The sequence below is a fragment of the Lactococcus sp. SK2-659 genome (assembly GCF_020218185.2).
GTDB lineage: Bacteria > Bacillota > Bacilli > Lactobacillales > Streptococcaceae > Lactococcus > Lactococcus lactis.
In genome coordinates this window covers 545400-561751 of sequence record NZ_JAIWQZ020000002.1, presented here as the reverse complement: position 1 = coordinate 561751, position 16352 = coordinate 545400, and the positions used below count along the sequence as shown (strand labels likewise).

The 16352-nt window shown below is 35.5% G+C and carries 17 protein-coding genes; 7 read left to right on the top strand and 10 right to left on the bottom strand.

What is annotated here, in order from left to right; genetic code table 11:
• Positions 1 to 36 precede the first annotated feature (36 nt).
• Positions 37 to 597, bottom strand: coding sequence for a bifunctional transcriptional activator/DNA repair enzyme AdaA (locus LDP15_RS09900; RefSeq protein ID WP_015425888.1), 561 nt, complete (start codon positions 595 to 597; stop codon positions 37 to 39).
• Positions 598 to 610: 13 nt separating this feature from the next.
• Positions 611 to 1120 (bottom strand): methylated-DNA--[protein]-cysteine S-methyltransferase, encoded by a 510-nt coding sequence (locus LDP15_RS09895; RefSeq protein ID WP_015425887.1) that lies wholly within the window; start codon positions 1118 to 1120, stop codon positions 611 to 613.
• Between the two features lie 145 nt (positions 1121 to 1265).
• Between LDP15_RS09895 and LDP15_RS09890 the strand changes: the two genes are divergently transcribed.
• Complete coding sequence (locus tag LDP15_RS09890) at positions 1266 to 1763, top strand: GNAT family N-acetyltransferase (protein WP_015425886.1); 498 nt, start codon at positions 1266 to 1268, stop codon at positions 1761 to 1763.
• Between the two features lie 91 nt (positions 1764 to 1854).
• On the opposite strand, the gene LDP15_RS09885 is transcribed toward LDP15_RS09890, so the two are convergent.
• From LDP15_RS09885 to LDP15_RS09865, 5 genes are all read right to left on the bottom strand, one after another.
• Positions 1855 to 2130 (bottom strand): HU family DNA-binding protein, encoded by a 276-nt coding sequence (locus tag LDP15_RS09885; protein WP_010905402.1) that lies wholly within the window; start codon positions 2128 to 2130, stop codon positions 1855 to 1857.
• Between the two features lie 104 nt (positions 2131 to 2234).
• The gene (locus LDP15_RS09880; RefSeq protein ID WP_015425885.1) at positions 2235 to 2891 is read right to left on the bottom strand and encodes a YpmS family protein; all 657 of its coding nucleotides are present in this window, start codon (positions 2889 to 2891) and stop codon (positions 2235 to 2237) included.
• 9 nt (positions 2892 to 2900) lie between these two features.
• Positions 2901 to 4112, bottom strand: a complete 1212-nt coding sequence (locus tag LDP15_RS09875; protein WP_015425884.1) for a glycoside hydrolase family 3 N-terminal domain-containing protein — start codon at positions 4110 to 4112, stop codon at positions 2901 to 2903.
• Complete coding sequence (locus tag LDP15_RS09870) at positions 4109 to 4969, bottom strand: SGNH/GDSL hydrolase family protein (RefSeq protein WP_015425883.1); 861 nt, start codon at positions 4967 to 4969, stop codon at positions 4109 to 4111. Before LDP15_RS09870 ends, LDP15_RS09875 begins: the two co-directional genes overlap by 4 nt.
• On the bottom strand, positions 4962 to 5798 hold the full coding sequence (locus tag LDP15_RS09865) for a DegV family protein (protein WP_014570388.1): 837 nt from the start codon (positions 5796 to 5798) through the stop codon (positions 4962 to 4964). Before LDP15_RS09865 ends, LDP15_RS09870 begins: the two co-directional genes overlap by 8 nt.
• A gap of 201 nt (positions 5799 to 5999) precedes the next feature.
• On the opposite strand from LDP15_RS09865, the gene LDP15_RS09860 reads away from it, so the two are divergent.
• The gene (locus LDP15_RS09860; protein ID WP_015425882.1) at positions 6000 to 6653 is read left to right on the top strand and encodes a hemolysin III family protein; all 654 of its coding nucleotides are present in this window, start codon (positions 6000 to 6002) and stop codon (positions 6651 to 6653) included.
• A gap of 29 nt (positions 6654 to 6682) precedes the next feature.
• Here LDP15_RS09860 and LDP15_RS09855 read toward each other — a convergent pair whose 3' ends face one another.
• Positions 6683 to 9865, bottom strand: coding sequence for a DNA polymerase III subunit alpha (locus LDP15_RS09855; RefSeq protein ID WP_136122398.1), 3183 nt, complete (start codon positions 9863 to 9865; stop codon positions 6683 to 6685).
• Between the two features lie 478 nt (positions 9866 to 10343).
• On the opposite strand from LDP15_RS09855, the gene LDP15_RS09850 reads away from it, so the two are divergent.
• From LDP15_RS09850 to LDP15_RS09830, 5 genes are all read left to right on the top strand, one after another.
• Positions 10344 to 10997 carry a deoxynucleoside kinase gene (locus LDP15_RS09850; protein ID WP_003131506.1) on the top strand — a complete coding sequence of 218 codons (654 nt, stop codon included), beginning with the start codon at positions 10344 to 10346 and terminating at the stop codon, positions 10995 to 10997.
• A complete protein-coding gene (locus LDP15_RS09845; protein ID WP_003131507.1) occupies positions 10997 to 11551 on the top strand; it encodes a TIGR00730 family Rossman fold protein in 555 nt (184 codons plus the stop codon). The genes LDP15_RS09850 and LDP15_RS09845 overlap by 1 nt, the downstream gene beginning before the upstream one ends.
• On the top strand, positions 11535 to 12014 hold the full coding sequence (locus LDP15_RS09840) for a nucleoside 2-deoxyribosyltransferase (protein ID WP_015425880.1): 480 nt from the start codon (positions 11535 to 11537) through the stop codon (positions 12012 to 12014). The genes LDP15_RS09845 and LDP15_RS09840 overlap by 17 nt, the downstream gene beginning before the upstream one ends.
• A 97-nt stretch (positions 12015 to 12111) precedes the next feature.
• Positions 12112 to 12312 (top strand): YjzD family protein, encoded by a 201-nt coding sequence (locus LDP15_RS09835; RefSeq protein WP_012897261.1) that lies wholly within the window; start codon positions 12112 to 12114, stop codon positions 12310 to 12312.
• A 347-nt stretch (positions 12313 to 12659) separates the two neighbouring features.
• The gene (locus tag LDP15_RS09830) at positions 12660 to 13529 is read left to right on the top strand and encodes a DUF1003 domain-containing protein (RefSeq protein WP_015425879.1); all 870 of its coding nucleotides are present in this window, start codon (positions 12660 to 12662) and stop codon (positions 13527 to 13529) included.
• A 31-nt stretch (positions 13530 to 13560) separates the two neighbouring features.
• Here LDP15_RS09830 and LDP15_RS09825 read toward each other — a convergent pair whose 3' ends face one another.
• Positions 13561 to 14475 (bottom strand): lactate dehydrogenase, encoded by a 915-nt coding sequence (locus LDP15_RS09825; protein WP_015425878.1) that lies wholly within the window; start codon positions 14473 to 14475, stop codon positions 13561 to 13563.
• A gap of 140 nt (positions 14476 to 14615) precedes the next feature.
• The gene (locus tag LDP15_RS09820) at positions 14616 to 16223 is read right to left on the bottom strand and encodes a CTP synthase (protein ID WP_015425877.1); all 1608 of its coding nucleotides are present in this window, start codon (positions 16221 to 16223) and stop codon (positions 14616 to 14618) included.
• Between the last annotated feature and the right edge of the window lie 129 nt (positions 16224 to 16352).

The window sequence follows — 16352 nt, the reverse complement described above, 5'->3', positions numbered from 1 at the left end:
GCAATTTTAGGGATAAAAAAATAAGAGTTTTTTCTCCTATTTTTTGGAATTTATATTATAAGCTTTACGGTATTGATTGGGAGCAAGTCCATAGCGCTTTTTAAAAGATTTTATAAAATAAGGAGTATTCATCATTCCAACGGCACGCGCAATTTCAGAGATTGCTTCATTTCCTTTAAGCAATCGTATTCTTGCTTGCTCAAGTCTTATTCTTGTTAGTTCTTGCTGTGGAGTTAGCCCTTTTATTTTTTTATAAATATGGCGAAGATAAGACGAAGAACCATGAAGTCTTTGTCCAAGCTCCTCAAGACTCAAATCCTCATCATAATGATTTTTTAAAAGTAAATCAATCTCTTCTACCCAAACCTGATTTGGTACAATTTTATCCATTGGTCGACATCTTTTGCAAGGACGATAACCTTCTTCTAAGGCTTGATCGGCTGCTTGAAAAATACTTACATTCTCTCTTTTTGGTAGTCTAGAGACGCAGGAAGGTCGACAAAATATTTTTGTCGTTGCTACGCCATACCATAATTTATTATCAAATTTTTTATCATTATTTTTAATGATTTCCCAAGTTTCGTCAGTAATTTCCAAATGAAAACTCCAATTATTTTTTTAAATGTGCTTGCTCAAGTGTCAAAAGAGCTTTTTTATTCTCTAGTCCACCAGCGTATCCTGTCATGGAACCATCGGTCCCCACAACTCGGTGACAAGGGATAATGATTGAAAGTGGATTATGTCCAACTGCTCCACCAACCGCCTGTGACATATTTCTTTTTTTCTCTTCATTAACCTGAAGGAGATTTGATATTTCTTTATAAGTAATTAGACTACCATAGGGGACATCACTTAATATTTTGAGTACTTTTTTTCTAAATTCCGTTACTTCTGGTTTCAATTTTATTTTTTTAAAATCAGGGGTTTCTCCTTTAAAATAAGCGTCCAACCATTCTATAGCATTAATAATTGGGAGACTCTTCTCCTCTTTTGCCTGATTTAAATCATAATTGGCCGCAAAGTATTTTTGCTCTTTAAACCACACTCCTAATAAATAAGTTTCATCACTTAAAAGCGTTATTTCTCCTAAAGGTGACTGATAGTTTTTTTTAGTTAACATTTTTCCCTCCTCTCGTTCCGACTTTTTTATATTCAATAGTATAACAAAAAAACAAGGCAGAAAACATCACTATTTGGCTTTTTCATTTTTTTGAATATCATTCTTGATAAATGATATAATATAAAAAAAGATTAAGGGTCTGACAATGAAAGTAATACTAAGAAAAGCACTCCCAGATGATTATGAGCAAATTGCTTTTGTTCACTATAAAGCCTGGTTAGAAACATACACTGGACTTCTCCCAGAAAGTTTCTTAAAAAACATAACGCTTGAATCAAGCATTAATATTTTTAAAAATAATCTTTGTTCAAATACAGTGGTTGCCATTGTTGAAGGCAAAATTATTGGTTTTTGCGGTTGGGGCCCTCTTCGGAATAATTCTTTTGAAGAAAACTTTGGTGAAATTCATGGAATATACTTACTCGACTCCTATAAAAAACATAAAATAGGTCGAAAAATGCTTGAATTCGCCTTAGAAAAACTTTCAACAAAGAATTATCCAAAAGTTGGTCTGTGGGTACTAAGTAGCAATGAAAATGCCATTCACTTTTACAAGAAACTTGGTTTTTCTGACACAGGAATTGTTAAGGAAGAAAATTTAGGGGAAATTATCACTGAATCTTTTTTTACAAAGGAAATCTAAAAAAGCATATCCCGGGATATGTTTTTTATTTTAATGACAGACAAGAAAAAAACACCGTAAAATTACGGTGTTTAATGCTTAATAGCTATAATTATTTAACTGCGTCTTTCAATGCTTTACCAGCTTTGAATGCAGGAACAACTGTAGCAGCGATTTTGATTGCTTCACCAGTTTGTGGGTTACGTCCTTCACGAGCTGCGCGTTCGCGAGTTTCGAAAGTACCAAAACCGATCAATTGAACTTTTTCACCTTTTGCAAGGAACTCAGTTACAACTTCACCAAAAGCATTAACTGCTTTTTCTGAATCTTTTTTAGTCAATCCTGTTTTTGCTGCAACTTCAGCGATAAGATCTTGTTTGTTAGCCATTTTAGAAATGTCCTCCATTTGTTTTTTACCTTAAACATAGGCAATTTTCATTTTAGCAAATCTTAGCCTAGTTTGCAAGTCAAAATGCCATTTTAATGCGTTTTTCAGGCTTTTTTCATGAAATCAAAGACAAAATTCCCTTTGGCTAAATCAATTTGATTCGCTTTAATATAAAGATTACCTGAGACATTTATTTTGGATAAATTAATGACCACTTGATTTTTCTTACTTTCAACTTGAACAAAGTCTGGCAAGTCGTATGCCTTAACGATTTGCAGAACTTCCGAAGTTGGTAAACTCAAACTTCCAGCAGAAATATTTTGGACAGATAGACTAATTGAACCATCTGAGAGTGCCAGAGGTTCAAAATAAATATAAAGTGGAATTTTGGTTCCAAAAAGTTTATAAGATGCTTCAAGAACTGCTTGTTGATTAGAAATATAAAACTTGTAAGTCATTTCTTTAGTTTGATAGGTTTCTAAATAACTATTTATCAATTCATTGAGCTGCGAAGTCGTGCTCGTAATTTGAGCAACCTTTTGGTCTGAACTATTAGTTGATTTTTGATTGAGAACCGTTTGGTCTCTTGGGCTAGTCACGCGAATGGCAATAAACACAACTCCAGCTATATTCAGAGCCAAAAGAATAATAAAGAGCCATTTCCAAATAGGACGTTTTTTAAGAGCTTCTTCTTTTTCAGTTTTTGGCTTAGTGGAATTTTTTGTTTTTGATTTTCTTGTTTGATTTTCGTTATTTTCCATTTTGCTTCTCTATTCTACAAGTTTCATTTCTTCTTTTACTTTAATCACTCTTGTGGCTGATTGACTGATTTTTTTAGCAAAGTCTGGGTCTGCTTTTGCCTTTTGCAAAACTTCTGAGATCATTTCTGGAATTTGTGTAGGCTCATTTGCTAAAACAAGGTCATTTCCTGCTGACAATGCTAAAACTGCCCTTTGACCAGGCGTCCATGACTGTACTTGGACAGCATTTGATAAATCGTCTGTAATAACCAAACCATCAAAACCTAATTGTTTCCGTAGTAAACCATCAACCATTTTGGATGAAAAAGCACCGGGAAGATTAGGGTCAATTTTATCATAAATAGCGGTTGCGGTCATAATCGAAGGTGTCCCAGAAGAGATTAAATCTTTGAAAATTTGAACAGATTCGCTATTGGAATTCGTTTGGTCATCTCTAACACCTGCACTGATATCTGTATTGCCTGTCACCGCTCCAAGCCCTGGAAAATGTTTAGCAGTTGTCAAAACCTTGGCTGCTTTCATGCCTTCCGTAAATGCTTGAGCATGGCTTATGATACTTGCTTTATCATAAGCATATTGGCGACTCCAATAGCCAATTGGAGCATTTTGTGGAGCAAAGTCGGCAGATAAAACTTGGTCAGCAACTGGTGCTAAGTCAAAATTCACTCCAGCTGCGTAAAGTTCACTTCCCCAAGTTTGTGATTCCTTTTGTAATTTATCAGCTGTCCAACTTCCTTGAGTTAATCCATCAGGAATCTGTGAAAAACCCTGACCTTGGAGAACTTGAACATTTCCTCCCTCTTGGTCACAGGATATCAAGAGTTTGCGATTAGCCGGTGCTAAGCCTTGTAGTTTGTCAGTAATATCTTTCATTTCTGGGACACTGAGATTAGAGCGACCAGTCAAAATAATACTACCTACTTGATACTTTTCAATCGCATCAAAAGTTGCCTGATTATAGTTATTTGCTGGCATTCCTGTCATAAATAACTGACCAACTTTTTGTTCCAAAGTCATCTGCTCAATATTATTATCCATATTTTTTGGGGAAGTTGAACTCCTTTTAGTTTCTGACAATTGACTTTTCTTTTTTGTTTTAGACGATTCTTGTTCGTTTAAATGCCCCGCCAAACCAAGAACTCCTGATAAAATTAATGCACAACCAAGAACAAGAGCTAGAAAAACAACTGGTTTTGCTTTTTTCTTTAAGCGCTTAGTCATTTTTGGTTGACCTCCTTATAACTTGCAAATACTGCATCAGCCATAAGTTGATAACCTACGTTATTTGGGTGGAAATGGTCTTCTGTATAAAGTAAGTTATTGGAAACTGCATCGGATGTACTGCCAGATTCAACCGCTTGTTTATCTCCTGAACCCTTATAAAGTAAGTCATTGATTGGAATAAAATAAGTGTTCTTTTCTTGACTTACAACGCCAGCAGTCGCTGTATTCCAGCTATCAATCACATTCTGCATGACTGTAAGATCAGGAAAATTAAGATAAAAAGGATTGTAAATTCCGAGAACATAAATCTGCGCTTTGGGATTGTCTTCACGAATTTTATCTAATAATTTTTTCACTCGTGCTTGATAAAGTTCCTCTGGCTTAGTAAAATCTTTTTCTGTCATTGATGAGAGTTTGCTGACATTATCACGAATGACTTTTAAGACGTCATTTCCTCCAATGGTAATCGTAATGATATCAGCCTTTTTTAAGCCGTCAGTAATTTTTTTACTTTTCATCATACGATTATAGATTTGAGTACTTGTATCTCCAGCTTTCCCAAAATTTTGACTACTGACAGAGCTATCTGTCTTATTCTCAATATCTTTGGCAAATAAAGGGACAAAACCACCTTGTCCTGTGGCATCTCCAACTCCTTCTGTCAGTGAATCTCCTAAAGCTGCATAAGTCAGATTTTTTGCTGACAGATTTGAAACTTTTTTGTCAGCTGAAAATCGGTCCCCTGCCTTTGGAAAAACAAGCAAAAAGAATCCTAAAATTAGCAAAATTGCCAGCAACAAGCCGGCAAATGTACGTATAAAATTTTTCATCATATTTTTAGATTTATCATTCATAATCAATCATAATTGCCCAAGCACCAGGACCTGTGTGTGTGGCAATTGTCGTGTTGGTATCTAAAATTGAAATAGGTTTTTCAACAAATTTTTGCAAAACTTCTTTCGCTTTTTGTGAAAACTCTAAACCTTGAGCATGAGAAATTCCAATTTCACGGATTTTACGTCCAGAACTACTAATAGAATCTGAAAGTTCTTCAAGCCATTTATAGAAAGTTTTACTTCCACGTCCACGTAAAAGAGTATTCAATTCGCGGTCTTTCAAAGTTCCAATGACGCGAACTTGTAAAAGACTTCCAAATAGTCCTGTCATTCGACTGACACGACCACCTTTAACCAAATTTTCTAATGTTGAAAATCCGATAAAAAGCTCTGTATTTTCTCGAATATATTTAATTTTTTCTAAAATTTCTTCTTTAGATGCTCCTGCTTTTGCTAGGCGCGCTGCTTCAACCACTTGGAATTTTTGTGCTTGGTCAGTAAAGTCACTATCAATGACCGTTACGTTACGACCTGAAAGCATTCCCCCTTGGCGTGCTGCTTCTACTGTTCCTGACAATGCTTCTGTTAAATGAATGGAGATAATCTCATCATCCTCAGCAGCAATTTTTTCATAAACCTCGGCAAAAACACCAACTGGTGGCTGACTTGTTTTAGGCAAGTTTTTTGATGCAGCCATCTTGACCATGAAATCTTCAAACTTCAAGTCGTCGTCTGAATACATTGTTCCATCGATCGTTACTGACAACGGAACAATAGTAATGTCAAGTTCACGAGCAATTCCTGGCTCAATCGTAATGGATGAATCTGTCACAATTTTTATTGGCATATTTACTATCTGAACTCCCATTTTTCTCATAAGAGAAAGTCGGCAGTCCAATTCCTTTTCTATACAATTTGTGCTATCATATATTATAACAAATTTTCAGTTGGAAAGAGCAAAAAAGGTTGATAATATTATTTTTTTGATTCCAAAAACAAATTAAAAATTGCTCAAAAGCTGAATAAATCAATAAATTGGAGAGACCAAATGGAAGAAACACAAGGTTCAAAAACCTATCAGATTCTCAATGAGATTTTCAATGCAGTTACTCATGGAGCAGGAACTGGTCTAGCAATTGCAGCATTAGTTCTTCTTGTCATTAAAGGTGCCGCATCTGGTTCTGCACTTGAAGTGGTTGCTTTTACAATCTATGGAGCTTCGTTAGTCATTCTTTTTCTATGTTCAACTTTAGCACACAGTTTACATTTTACTAAAGCAGTAAAAGTCTTTCGAGTTTTTGACCACAACGGAATTTTCTTTTTGATTGCTGGAACTTATACCCCTTACTGTTTAGTTGCTTTAAACAATTGGTTAGGTTGGATGGTCCTAGCAGTTATTTGGATATGTTCTATTTTAGGGATTGTTTTAACATCAATCTACTTACCGAAATGGGGTAAAACACCAAAATTATCAACCGTTTTATACGTCGTTCTCGGTTGGATGATTTTAATCGTCATTTATCCTTTATGGAACACATTAAACCCTATAGGTTTTTGGCTTTTAGTCGCTGGTGGCGTTGTTTATTCTGTTGGAGCACTCATCTATCACTTTAAATTTCCTTTTGCCCATGTGGTGTGGCACCTCTTTGTTTTACTGGCTGCAATGCTCATGTTCTTCTCTGTTTACCTTTATGTGGGATAAGATAAAAAACCGTTCGGATGAACGGTTTTTTATTTATAAATACCAGCTATAACATACCCCTCAAGCCTTTTTTGTAAAATCTCCGATTCTTCCACATAAATTTTTGTTTGGATTGTTTTTTTTAAATTTGAATAGTGAAGAATCACTTGATGAGAGCCCGGAAATTCACGCAAAATTTGTGAAATTTTTTGATTATACTTCTCATCTCTTAAATTTAGCCAAAGTTTTCTATCCGTTTCTAAAGCTGGACTTATTCGGTCAGCAACCAGCTGTAATTCATCATTACGTTCTGTTACTTTTCCACTGATGAGGCAAAATTTTTCTTGTTCAAGCTCACTTGAAAATTGACGATAAATCTCTGGAAAAAGTGTCACATCAAAATTTTCACGACTATCAGATACTGTTAAAAAGGCCATTGTTTGCCCCGTCTTAGTCCGATGCGTTCTAATGTAGTTGATTTCAACCAAGATAGTCATTCGTCTATTTTTCACAAGTTGAGCAAGAGGTGTAAAATTACCTTCAAATCTGCGAGCTAGATTTTGCAAAGGATGTGGTGTTACCCCAATTCCTAATAAATTTTTTTCAAAATCGTATTTTTCGGTTTCTGAATAATCTTCTGCCTCATGATAGGCAAAGCCCCCACCAGAACTTGCCATAAAAATATCATCACTATAATAGTTTAATAAATTAGCATGGTCAGCCAAATTATAAGCTAATTTCCCTCGATTTGAATCTGCATAATCAAAGGCTCCAATCTGAATCAATGGGAGAATGTTTTCTTTTTTATGAAAATTATTAGGTAATTTTTCGATAAAGTCTGCTAAATCTTTATAGGGTTGATTTTCAACAATCCATTTTGCTAAATCACGAGAAATTCCTTGAACGTGAGCCAATCCTAAACGAATCTTTTTATTTTTTACAAAATCGCCAATTTTCATCAGATTAATGCTTGGTTTTTCTATTTCAAACCCATTTTCTAACGCATCTAAAATCATTACTTCACGTTTGCGATCACGTAATTGAATTTCATAAAATTCATCAGGAAAGTGTGCCTTAAAATAAGCAATTTGAAAAGCAAGTGCCCCATAAGCAAAACCGTGTGAACGGTTAAAACCATAATTAGCAAAACGTTCAATTAAGTCATAGATTTCTTCTGCTTTTTCTTTAGAATGGCCATTATGGCTTGCTGAATCTAAGAAATCTTCACGCAACTTTTCTAACTCAGACCCTTTTTTCTTAGAAATTGCTCGTCTAAGAAGGTCAGCTTTCCCAAGAGAAAAGCCAGCAAAAGCTTGAGCAACCTGCATAATTTGCTCCTGGTAAATCATAATTCCGTATGTCGGCTTTAAGATTTCACTAATAGAATCATCCACGGTAGGCACAATTTCTTTCCCATGTCGTCGAGCAACAAATTGTGGAATAAACTGTGATGGACCAGGACGGAAAATTGAAGTTGCATCAACAATATCATCAAATTTACTTGGAGCAAGATTTCTTAAAAAACGTCGCATTTGTGGATTTTCAAACTGAAAAATTCCCATGGTATTTCCAGCCCGAAAAAGGGCCAATGTGTCTTCATCTTCCAAATTTATTTTTAGTGGATCAACATCAATTTTTTGACGTCTTTTCACCAAATCACGTAATCTAGAAATTATTGTTAAATTACGTAATCCCAAAAAGTCAATTTTCAAAAGTCCAATTGCTTCAACATCTGGCGCCTCATATTGCGTCAAAGCCAAATCTTCTGACGGTTTTAATGATACATAATTCACCAAAGATTCTTCAGAAAGAACGACACCTGAAGCGTGTGTTGAAGTCTGACGGGGCATTCCCTCAATTCGTCTTGCGACTTCATAAATTCTTTTCAATTTTCCATTTTTTAACACTTCAGCTTTAAAACGTTGATTATTTTCATACTCATCAGCCAAAGTTCCAAAACGACGCACAAGCATCCGAGTCAAATTGGATAATTCAGCTTCAGTCATTCCAAAAGCTTTACCAACATCTCTAAGCGCCTGTCTTTTACCCAAGGTTGAAAAAGTAACAATTTGTGCGACATGGTCTGAACCATATCTGTTTTTCATATAGGCCAATAATTCAGCACGACGGTCATCTGGCATGTCAATATCAATATCGGGCATGGCGACACGTTCTGGATTCAAAAAACGTTCGAAGAAAAGATTATGTTGAACAGGGTCAACTTGGGTAATTCCTAAAACATAGGCAACTAAAGAACCGGCCGCTGAACCACGCCCCATTCCACAATAAATTTCTTGTTCACGGGCATAACGCAACAAATCCGCGACAATCAAGAAATAGTCATCAAATCCCATTTGATGAATGACTGACAACTCTTTTTCTAAACGTTCTTGATAAACTGACAAATCTTGCAAATTTACTGACGAGACTTCTGTCAGTAAATTTTTTTCTTCAAGTCGAGCTGACAAACCTAAAGTCGCTTCTTCTCGTAAATGTTCAACTGCCTGTCTCTTCTTATCGAATCTAGGAAGCTCCAATTTTTCATCGAACTGATAAGCAATCTTTGCTGTTAATGCTGATAGATTTTTCAAAGCCTGTGGAAAATATTTCTGGAAGTAAGTCTCATAAGCTTCTGGTCTTTGAAGAAGTTCATTAGAACTGATTGTTAAACTTTCATCAAAAGAAACTCCATCACGCACCGCATGCAAAATTGCTAAAATTTCATTATCAGCAAAATTCAAATAGCGAATAGCAGGAAAAGGAAGTGTTGGTAAATTAAATTTAGCCCCTTTATCTGTCAGTTGATCAATCCCAATAAAAGCTTCATCAGCTACTGACGAAAGTTCTGTCAGCTCGCTCAAACTTCCGTAAGTTTCAGGAATAATCAAGGCGATTCCTGATAAATGATTTTGAATATCAGAAAATTGACGGCGTCCATAGTTATGAAGCGTCGAAATCCGAAGTATGTTTTTATAACCTTCAGTATCTTTAGCAATAAAAGAAAAAGCAATTGGTAAACCCCGCCATTCAAAATTTAGCTCAATACTAATAATGGGTTGCAAATTAAATTTTTGAGCTTTTCTGACAAAACGAAAAGCAGCATGAAGATTCCCAACATCGCAAATTCCAACCGTTTGATAACCTAAACGGTGCGCCGTTTCCAAATAGTCATCAACTTTAACGACACTATCTAAAAAACTATATTCAGTTTTTGTATTCAAGGGTGCAAACATATTTTCCTCCTTTCTTGCTAAAACGACTGGTATTCTTAATTAAAAGATATTAATTTTATTATACTATATTTTAGCTTGAACTTGGGATAAGTTTAGACAAACTAAGAACAAAAAAAGCGTCAAATTTTAGTTATTAAACACAAACAAAAGTAATTCATTTTAACCGAAATGATATCAAAAAACAACCTAGCAGCTGAAAACGTCCAACATTTTTGACATTTCTTGATTTTAAAAACTGCTTTCATTCTTATTTTTAATTCGTTTTTATTACAAAAAGCTAAGATGTTTCATCTTTTTATTAATCGTAATAAAAAAATTATAAAAACTAAAAGAATCCTTTAACAACAGCATTTACAGCTTATATATTAGCAATTTGACGAGAACTTTTTTTTGCACTATAATGAGCAAGCCTTGTTTATTTATTACTAATTTTTAATTAAACAATCACTAAAACTAAAAATAGAATGGGAAAGGTGTAATGACAGTGCTGGTATTAGCTGGAACAATTGGAGCAGGAAAAAGCTCTTTAACTGAGATGTTGGCGGAGGAATTGAAAACACAAGCTTTTTATGAGAGTGTTGACGATAATAAAGTTTTGCCATTATTCTATGAGAACCCTCAAAAATATGCCTTCTTATTACAAATATACTTTTTAAATAAGCGATTTGATTCAATCAAAAGAGCCTTGTCTGATAATAATAATGTATTAGACCGCTCGATTTATGAAGATAGTCTGCTTTTTCATTTGAACGCCGATTTAGGACGAGCAGATGAAACGGAAGTCGAGGTTTATGATGACTTACTTAACAATATGTTGGAAGAAATTGATAGTTTATCTTTCAAAAAAAGGCCTGATTTACTCATTCATGTTAAAGTTTCTTTTGATAAAATGCTAGAAAGAATCAAAAAAAGAGGACGTCAATTTGAACAATTGGAATACGATCCAAGTTTATATGACTACTATAAAGAATTAAATAGCAGATATGATACTTGGTTTGAAGACTTTGATATTTGTCCCAAAATCCAAATTGATGGCGATAAATATGATTTTGTGGAGGACGAACAATCAAAAATTCATGTTTTGCAACAAATCAAAGAAAAATTAAAAGAAATTGAAGGAGAAAATAATTAATGAATGTCACCGTCTTTCTTTCTTCAAGAGATGGAAAAAATCCAATCTATAAAGATACAAGCGAAAAATTAGGAATATTACTTGCTAAATCAGGCCATACCCTCGTCTATGGTGGTTCCGAAGAAGGGTGTATGGGAATGGTCTCAGATGCAGTCATTCGTCATCAAGGTAAAGTTATTGCCGTTTATCCTGATGGAATTCTCCCTTTAGAACCACCTCGTCAAAATGCCAGTCAACTTTATTTAACAAGTGGAATGGATGAGCGCAAACGTAAACTCATTGATTTAGGAGAAGCTTTTGTCATTTTAGCTGGTGGATTTGGGACAATGGAAGAAAGTTTTCAACTTTTAACTGAGATGTCTATCAACCAAACCGCTGTCCGCCCAGTCATTTTTGTTGGTCGAAAATTTTATCAACCTCTTTTTGACCTACTGCGCTTGCAACTTAAGGAAGGAATGATTTCTAAAGAAGTCATAGATGCCATTTCTCTTGTTGATACCGCCGAAGAAACCATAGAATTATTAGGAGATTTGAAACTTGAACAAGTTGTTTAATCAAGCAGTTAACGTTTACCTTGCCGCACCATTTTTTAGTGAAAGTCAAATAAAAAAAGTTGAACTTTTAGAAAATGCACTTTCAAAAAATAAAACAGTAGCAAACTTTTTTAGCCCAATGAGATGTCAACATCCTGAATCTTTACCACAAGAAGTTGAAGCTTTTACCCCTGAATGGGCCAAAGCGACAATGGAAAATGATGTAAATGAGATAAATAAAGCAGATATCATCGTTGCAATTGTTGATTTCGATCATCAAGATACTGATTCTGGAACAGCTTGGGAGCTTGGCTACGCCATTGCTTTAGAAAAACCAACCTATCTTATTCGTTTTGAAGATACTATTCCAGCAAATATAATGCTCACTGAGCGAAATAGAGCTTTCTTCACCCAGATTGAACAAGTTGAAGAATATGATTTTTTAGAGTCTAAACTAATCCCCTATAGTGGAAAATACCAATAGTAAAGAGATAAGTACCTGCTTATTTTTATCTGCTCCTTTATATATAAAATTTGAAATTTGTCATAATTTGTACTATACTATAGGCGGATAGAAAATAATGGAAAGAAGCGTAAATATGAAACTTATTGTCACACTTTTTTGGTCGCTTGCTCTTGGACAAGTTGTAGGTTATGTTGCAACTGCTCTTGCTGGCGTTCCAGACCCTGAACTTTGGACAACGATTATCTCGCTTATCTTTGGTCTTTTTGTATATCTTTTCCAAGCTGTAGCTGTGGAAAAAGAGGCTAAAGCAAACTAAATTACTGATATTTTATCAGGTTCTTTCGCTAAAAAGCGTTTGAAAATAAAAACTCTTGCTCTGCAGGAGTTTTTATTTTGGTCCTGAGGCTTGCAAATTTCTTAAAATACCTTATAATTTAATATGGACATATTTAAACTGTCCTTTAAAAACCTAAATGAAAGGAGAGCGCTCAAGCTTTGAAAGGTCGACCCAAACCCGCAATTATTATGATTACTTATTCTGTCAAATTGACCAAGAGTAGATTGGCGCTCTTCTTGTGCCAACTTTTTGATTTTAATTCAAAAAACTTGACCCATTTCACAAAATAAGAAATTAGATTTTACAAGCTTGAACCATGCTATAAAATGGCTCCAACTCCAATTAATAAAAATAAAGTCGTCTGTCTTGTTAACGGTCGTGTTCATCGCCGGTCAGGAGGAGATTTCCTTGAGAATCTCGACCCTAGCCTTCAAACCGTTATCATGCGCGATTACCCAGAAGCAACCAGTCATGATTTCATCTGTAATGAACATCAGGTTAAATTCCGTTTGGAGGTCTTAGATACCCTTTTTCATCTTGACCTGCAAAAAAACTTTACCGTCAATGATTTACTAAATGAAGAATTAACTAAGGCAAATTTTGAGATTCATGACGTGGAAGAACAACTTCAAACCCAAGAAACTATCGGTGAACGTGTGGCTGATAAAGTTACTGAATTTGTCGGTTCGTGGGCTTTCATTCTAACTTATCTTGGAATTTTAGTCGTTTGGATGTTTGTTAATGTCTCTGGTATTTTCGGAGTCGAGTGGGATAAATATCCATTCATTCTCCTCAACCTTTTTCTATCGATTACGGCCGCAATGCAAGCCCCTTTGATTATGATGAGTCAAAATCGTGCTGCACACCATGACCGCTTGTCTGCTAAAAATGACTTCCAAGTCAATGTTAAATCAGAAAAAGGGGTAGCTGCCCTCCATGAAAAACTTGACCATTTGATGATGGATGATCAAGCTTCAAATATGCAAATTCAAAAAATCCAAACCGAAATGCTTGGAGATATTCAAATTCTTCTTAATGAAGTTTATCAACAAAACCAAGATATTCGTGAGCGTTTGGATGATGTCGAAGATCAACTTGATGATTTTGAAGAAACCTTTGATAGTTTTGAAGAAACTCTTGACAGTATTGAAGAAAATACTGACGATGAGGAAGAAGGCATGGCTAATGCTGATTAAAAAAGTCTGTTCAAATGAACAGGCTCTTTTTTTAGCTAAAATAATCTATTTTTTCCTGAATTTCACAGACTGATTGTTTGAGCTTTACTTCTTCTTCAAAAGTTAAGGGAAGTTTTACAAGGGCCTCTACTCCCTCTTTACCAATCAAAGCAGGGGTAGAAATATAGGATTTAAACTTTTCATCATAATGCGAACAGATAGCAATACTCTTAGCATCAGCAAGCACCATATTCATCAGAGATACTGTTGCTGCAGCTATGGCAACATTAGTATAACCTTTCGTATTAAAGACAGCAAAGCCTCCTTGACGCGCTTTTTCTTCTAGGTCTTCTAAATCTAGATTTTTTTCTTTAGCAATCTCTAAAAAAGATTGTCCCCCAACCCTGACCGTTGACCAAGCGGTAAATTGTGAATTCCCATGTTCTCCGAGTACATATCCTTCAATAGCCCGCCCATCAATCTTTAATGCTTTACTTACTTGTGCTTTCATTCTTGCAGTATCTAAATATGTTCCCGTTCCAATAATATGACTTTGAGGGAGGTTCAGTAATTGAGAATAGAGATTGACAATCACATCATTTGGATTAGTTGTTGCAATCAGAATTCCTTTGAAATTAATCCTATTTAATTGCTCAGAAACTTCTTTAATTTCTGGAATATTTGCTTTTAATTCTGTAAAACGGTCTCCGCCAGGTTTGATTAGTTCAATATGGCCTAAGGTCGATAAAATGATATCGGCATTTACTAAATCAGCATATTCTCCAACATAAATTTTGACATAGAACGGTAAAAGAGAAAGGGCATCTAGCAGGTCTAGAACCTCTGCTTCAGCTTTTTCTCTTTTTTTGTCTATAATGACCAATTCATCTACAAGACCTCCTTGAACAATATTAAGAGCCACCGTTGCTCCAACATGACCACAACCAATTAGACCTACTTTACGCATCTTTTCACCCCTTTTTTCTTCAGATTTAAATTGAATCTATTATAATACAAAAAGTATAGGAAAACAAGATATATTTTAAATATTCTGATTATTTAAAGCAAATAAAAAACCTCCTAATCTCGGAGGTTTTTTAGCATATATTATTTACTATTTTCAACTGCCACACGAATGAATTCTGTGTAGAGTTCTTCTGGACGGTTTGGACGTGATTGCAATTCTGGGTGATATTGACATGCCACAAAGAATTTTTTATCAGAAAGTTCAACGATTTCAACCAAACGGTTATCTGGTGAAACGCCTGAGAATACGAAACCAGCTTTTTCAAAGTCTTCGCGGAATTTGTTATTGAATTCATAACGGTGACGGTGGCGACGTTGAACCACTTCAGCATCATTGTAGGCTGCTTTAGCGCGTGAGCCATTTTTCAATTTAGCTGGGTAAAGTCCAAGACGTAGTGTTCCACCCATGTCTTCAACATCAACTTGGTCACGCATAATGTCAATGACTGGATATTTTGTTTCAGGGTCTAATTCAAATGAATGAGCACCTTCAAGTCCAAGAACATTACGAGCGAATTCAACTGCTGTCAATTGCATTCCAAGACAGATTCCAAGCATTGGAACGTCATTTTCACGCGCATATTTAATGGCTGCAATCTTACCTTCTGTGCCACGATGACCAAATCCTCCAGGAACAATAATCCCTGCAGCATCACCAACAAGATCAGCAACATTTTCATCAGTTACATCATTAGCATTAACCCAGTTAATATCAACTTCGGCATCAGATGAATAACCTGCATGTTTAAGCGCTTCAGTCACTGAAATATAAGCATCTGGTAATTCTACGTATTTACCAACCAAAGCAATTTTTACTTTTTTCTTGAGGTTCATGACATGGTCAACCATTGCTGACCATTCTGTCATATCTGCTTTTGGTGCATCAAGTTTTAAATGGTCACAAACGATTTGGTCCATATTTTGTGCTTGAAGGTTCAATGGAATTTGGTATAAGTGTTCAACATCAAGCGATTGAATGACTGCTTCTGGTGCTACGTCACAGAACATCGCAATTTTATCACGCATTTCTGTCGTGATTGGAACTTCACTACGTAATACGAGCATGTTAGCTTGGATACCATATTCACGAAGTGTCTTAGTCGCATTTTGGGCGATTTTAGTTTTCAATTCTCCAGCAGCACGCAAGTGAAGAATTGGAACAGTGTGAATGTACATAACGTTATCAGCACCAACTTCGGCTTTCATTTGGCGTAAAGCTTCAATAAATGGCAAGCTTTCCATATCGCCAACTGTTCCACCAACTTCTGTGATAATGATATCTGCATCAGTTGTTGTTGCTGCACGTTTAATTTTTTCTTTCAACATGTTAGTCACATGCGGTACCATTTGGACAGTTGCTCCGAGATATTCTCCCTTACGTTCTTTACGAAGAATCTCACTGTAAACTTTACCGGAAGTAACATTTGAATATTTATTTAAATTGATGTCAATGAAACGTTCATAGTGACCAAGGTCAAGGTCAGTTTCAGCACCATCATCAGTAACAAAGACTTCACCATGTTGATAAGGGCTCATTGTCCCTGGGTCGATGTTAAGGTATGGGTCAAATTTTTGGACAGTGACTTTAAGCCCACGATTTTTAAGCAAACGACCGAGCGATGCCGCTACGATCCCTTTACCCATTGACGAAGTACCACCACCAGTGACGAAAATATACTTAGTTGACATCTAAATCTCCTCTAATCTTTTTACAAAACAGAAATAACTGGGAAAAACAAAAACAGCTCCCCAGAGGGGAGCCTACCGTTACTGATTTTTTATAATAAAAAACCAGTGCCCGAAAATAATTATATCTGA

Bases quoted from the DNA above. Each gene is read 5' to 3' on its own strand.
- LDP15_RS09865 (WP_014570388.1), bottom strand. From the start codon at position 5,798: ATGCCAATAAAAATTGTGACAGATTCATCCATTACGATTGAGCCAGGA.
- LDP15_RS09855 (WP_136122398.1), bottom strand. From the start codon at position 9,865: ATGTTTGCACCCTTGAATACAAAAACTGAATATAGTTTTTTAGATAGT.
- LDP15_RS09845 (WP_003131507.1), top strand. From the start codon at position 10,997: ATGAATGTCACCGTCTTTCTTTCTTCAAGAGATGGAAAAAATCCAATC.
- LDP15_RS09820 (WP_015425877.1), bottom strand. From the start codon at position 16,223: ATGTCAACTAAGTATATTTTCGTCACTGGTGGTGGTACTTCGTCAATG.
- LDP15_RS09885 (WP_010905402.1), bottom strand. From the start codon at position 2,130: ATGGCTAACAAACAAGATCTTATCGCTGAAGTTGCAGCAAAAACAGGA.
- LDP15_RS09835 (WP_012897261.1), top strand. From the start codon at position 12,112: ATGGAAAGAAGCGTAAATATGAAACTTATTGTCACACTTTTTTGGTCG.
- LDP15_RS09850 (WP_003131506.1), top strand. From the start codon at position 10,344: ATGACAGTGCTGGTATTAGCTGGAACAATTGGAGCAGGAAAAAGCTCT.
- LDP15_RS09860 (WP_015425882.1), top strand. From the start codon at position 6,000: ATGGAAGAAACACAAGGTTCAAAAACCTATCAGATTCTCAATGAGATT.
- LDP15_RS09875 (WP_015425884.1), bottom strand. From the start codon at position 4,112: ATGACTAAGCGCTTAAAGAAAAAAGCAAAACCAGTTGTTTTTCTAGCT.
- LDP15_RS09825 (WP_015425878.1), bottom strand. From the start codon at position 14,475: ATGCGTAAAGTAGGTCTAATTGGTTGTGGTCATGTTGGAGCAACGGTG.
- LDP15_RS09880 (WP_015425885.1), bottom strand. From the start codon at position 2,891: ATGGAAAATAACGAAAATCAAACAAGAAAATCAAAAACAAAAAATTCC.
- LDP15_RS09895 (WP_015425887.1), bottom strand. From the start codon at position 1,120: ATGTTAACTAAAAAAAACTATCAGTCACCTTTAGGAGAAATAACGCTT.
- LDP15_RS09830 (WP_015425879.1), top strand. From the start codon at position 12,660: ATGGCTCCAACTCCAATTAATAAAAATAAAGTCGTCTGTCTTGTTAAC.
- LDP15_RS09870 (WP_015425883.1), bottom strand. From the start codon at position 4,969: ATGAATGATAAATCTAAAAATATGATGAAAAATTTTATACGTACATTT.
- LDP15_RS09890 (WP_015425886.1), top strand. From the start codon at position 1,266: ATGAAAGTAATACTAAGAAAAGCACTCCCAGATGATTATGAGCAAATT.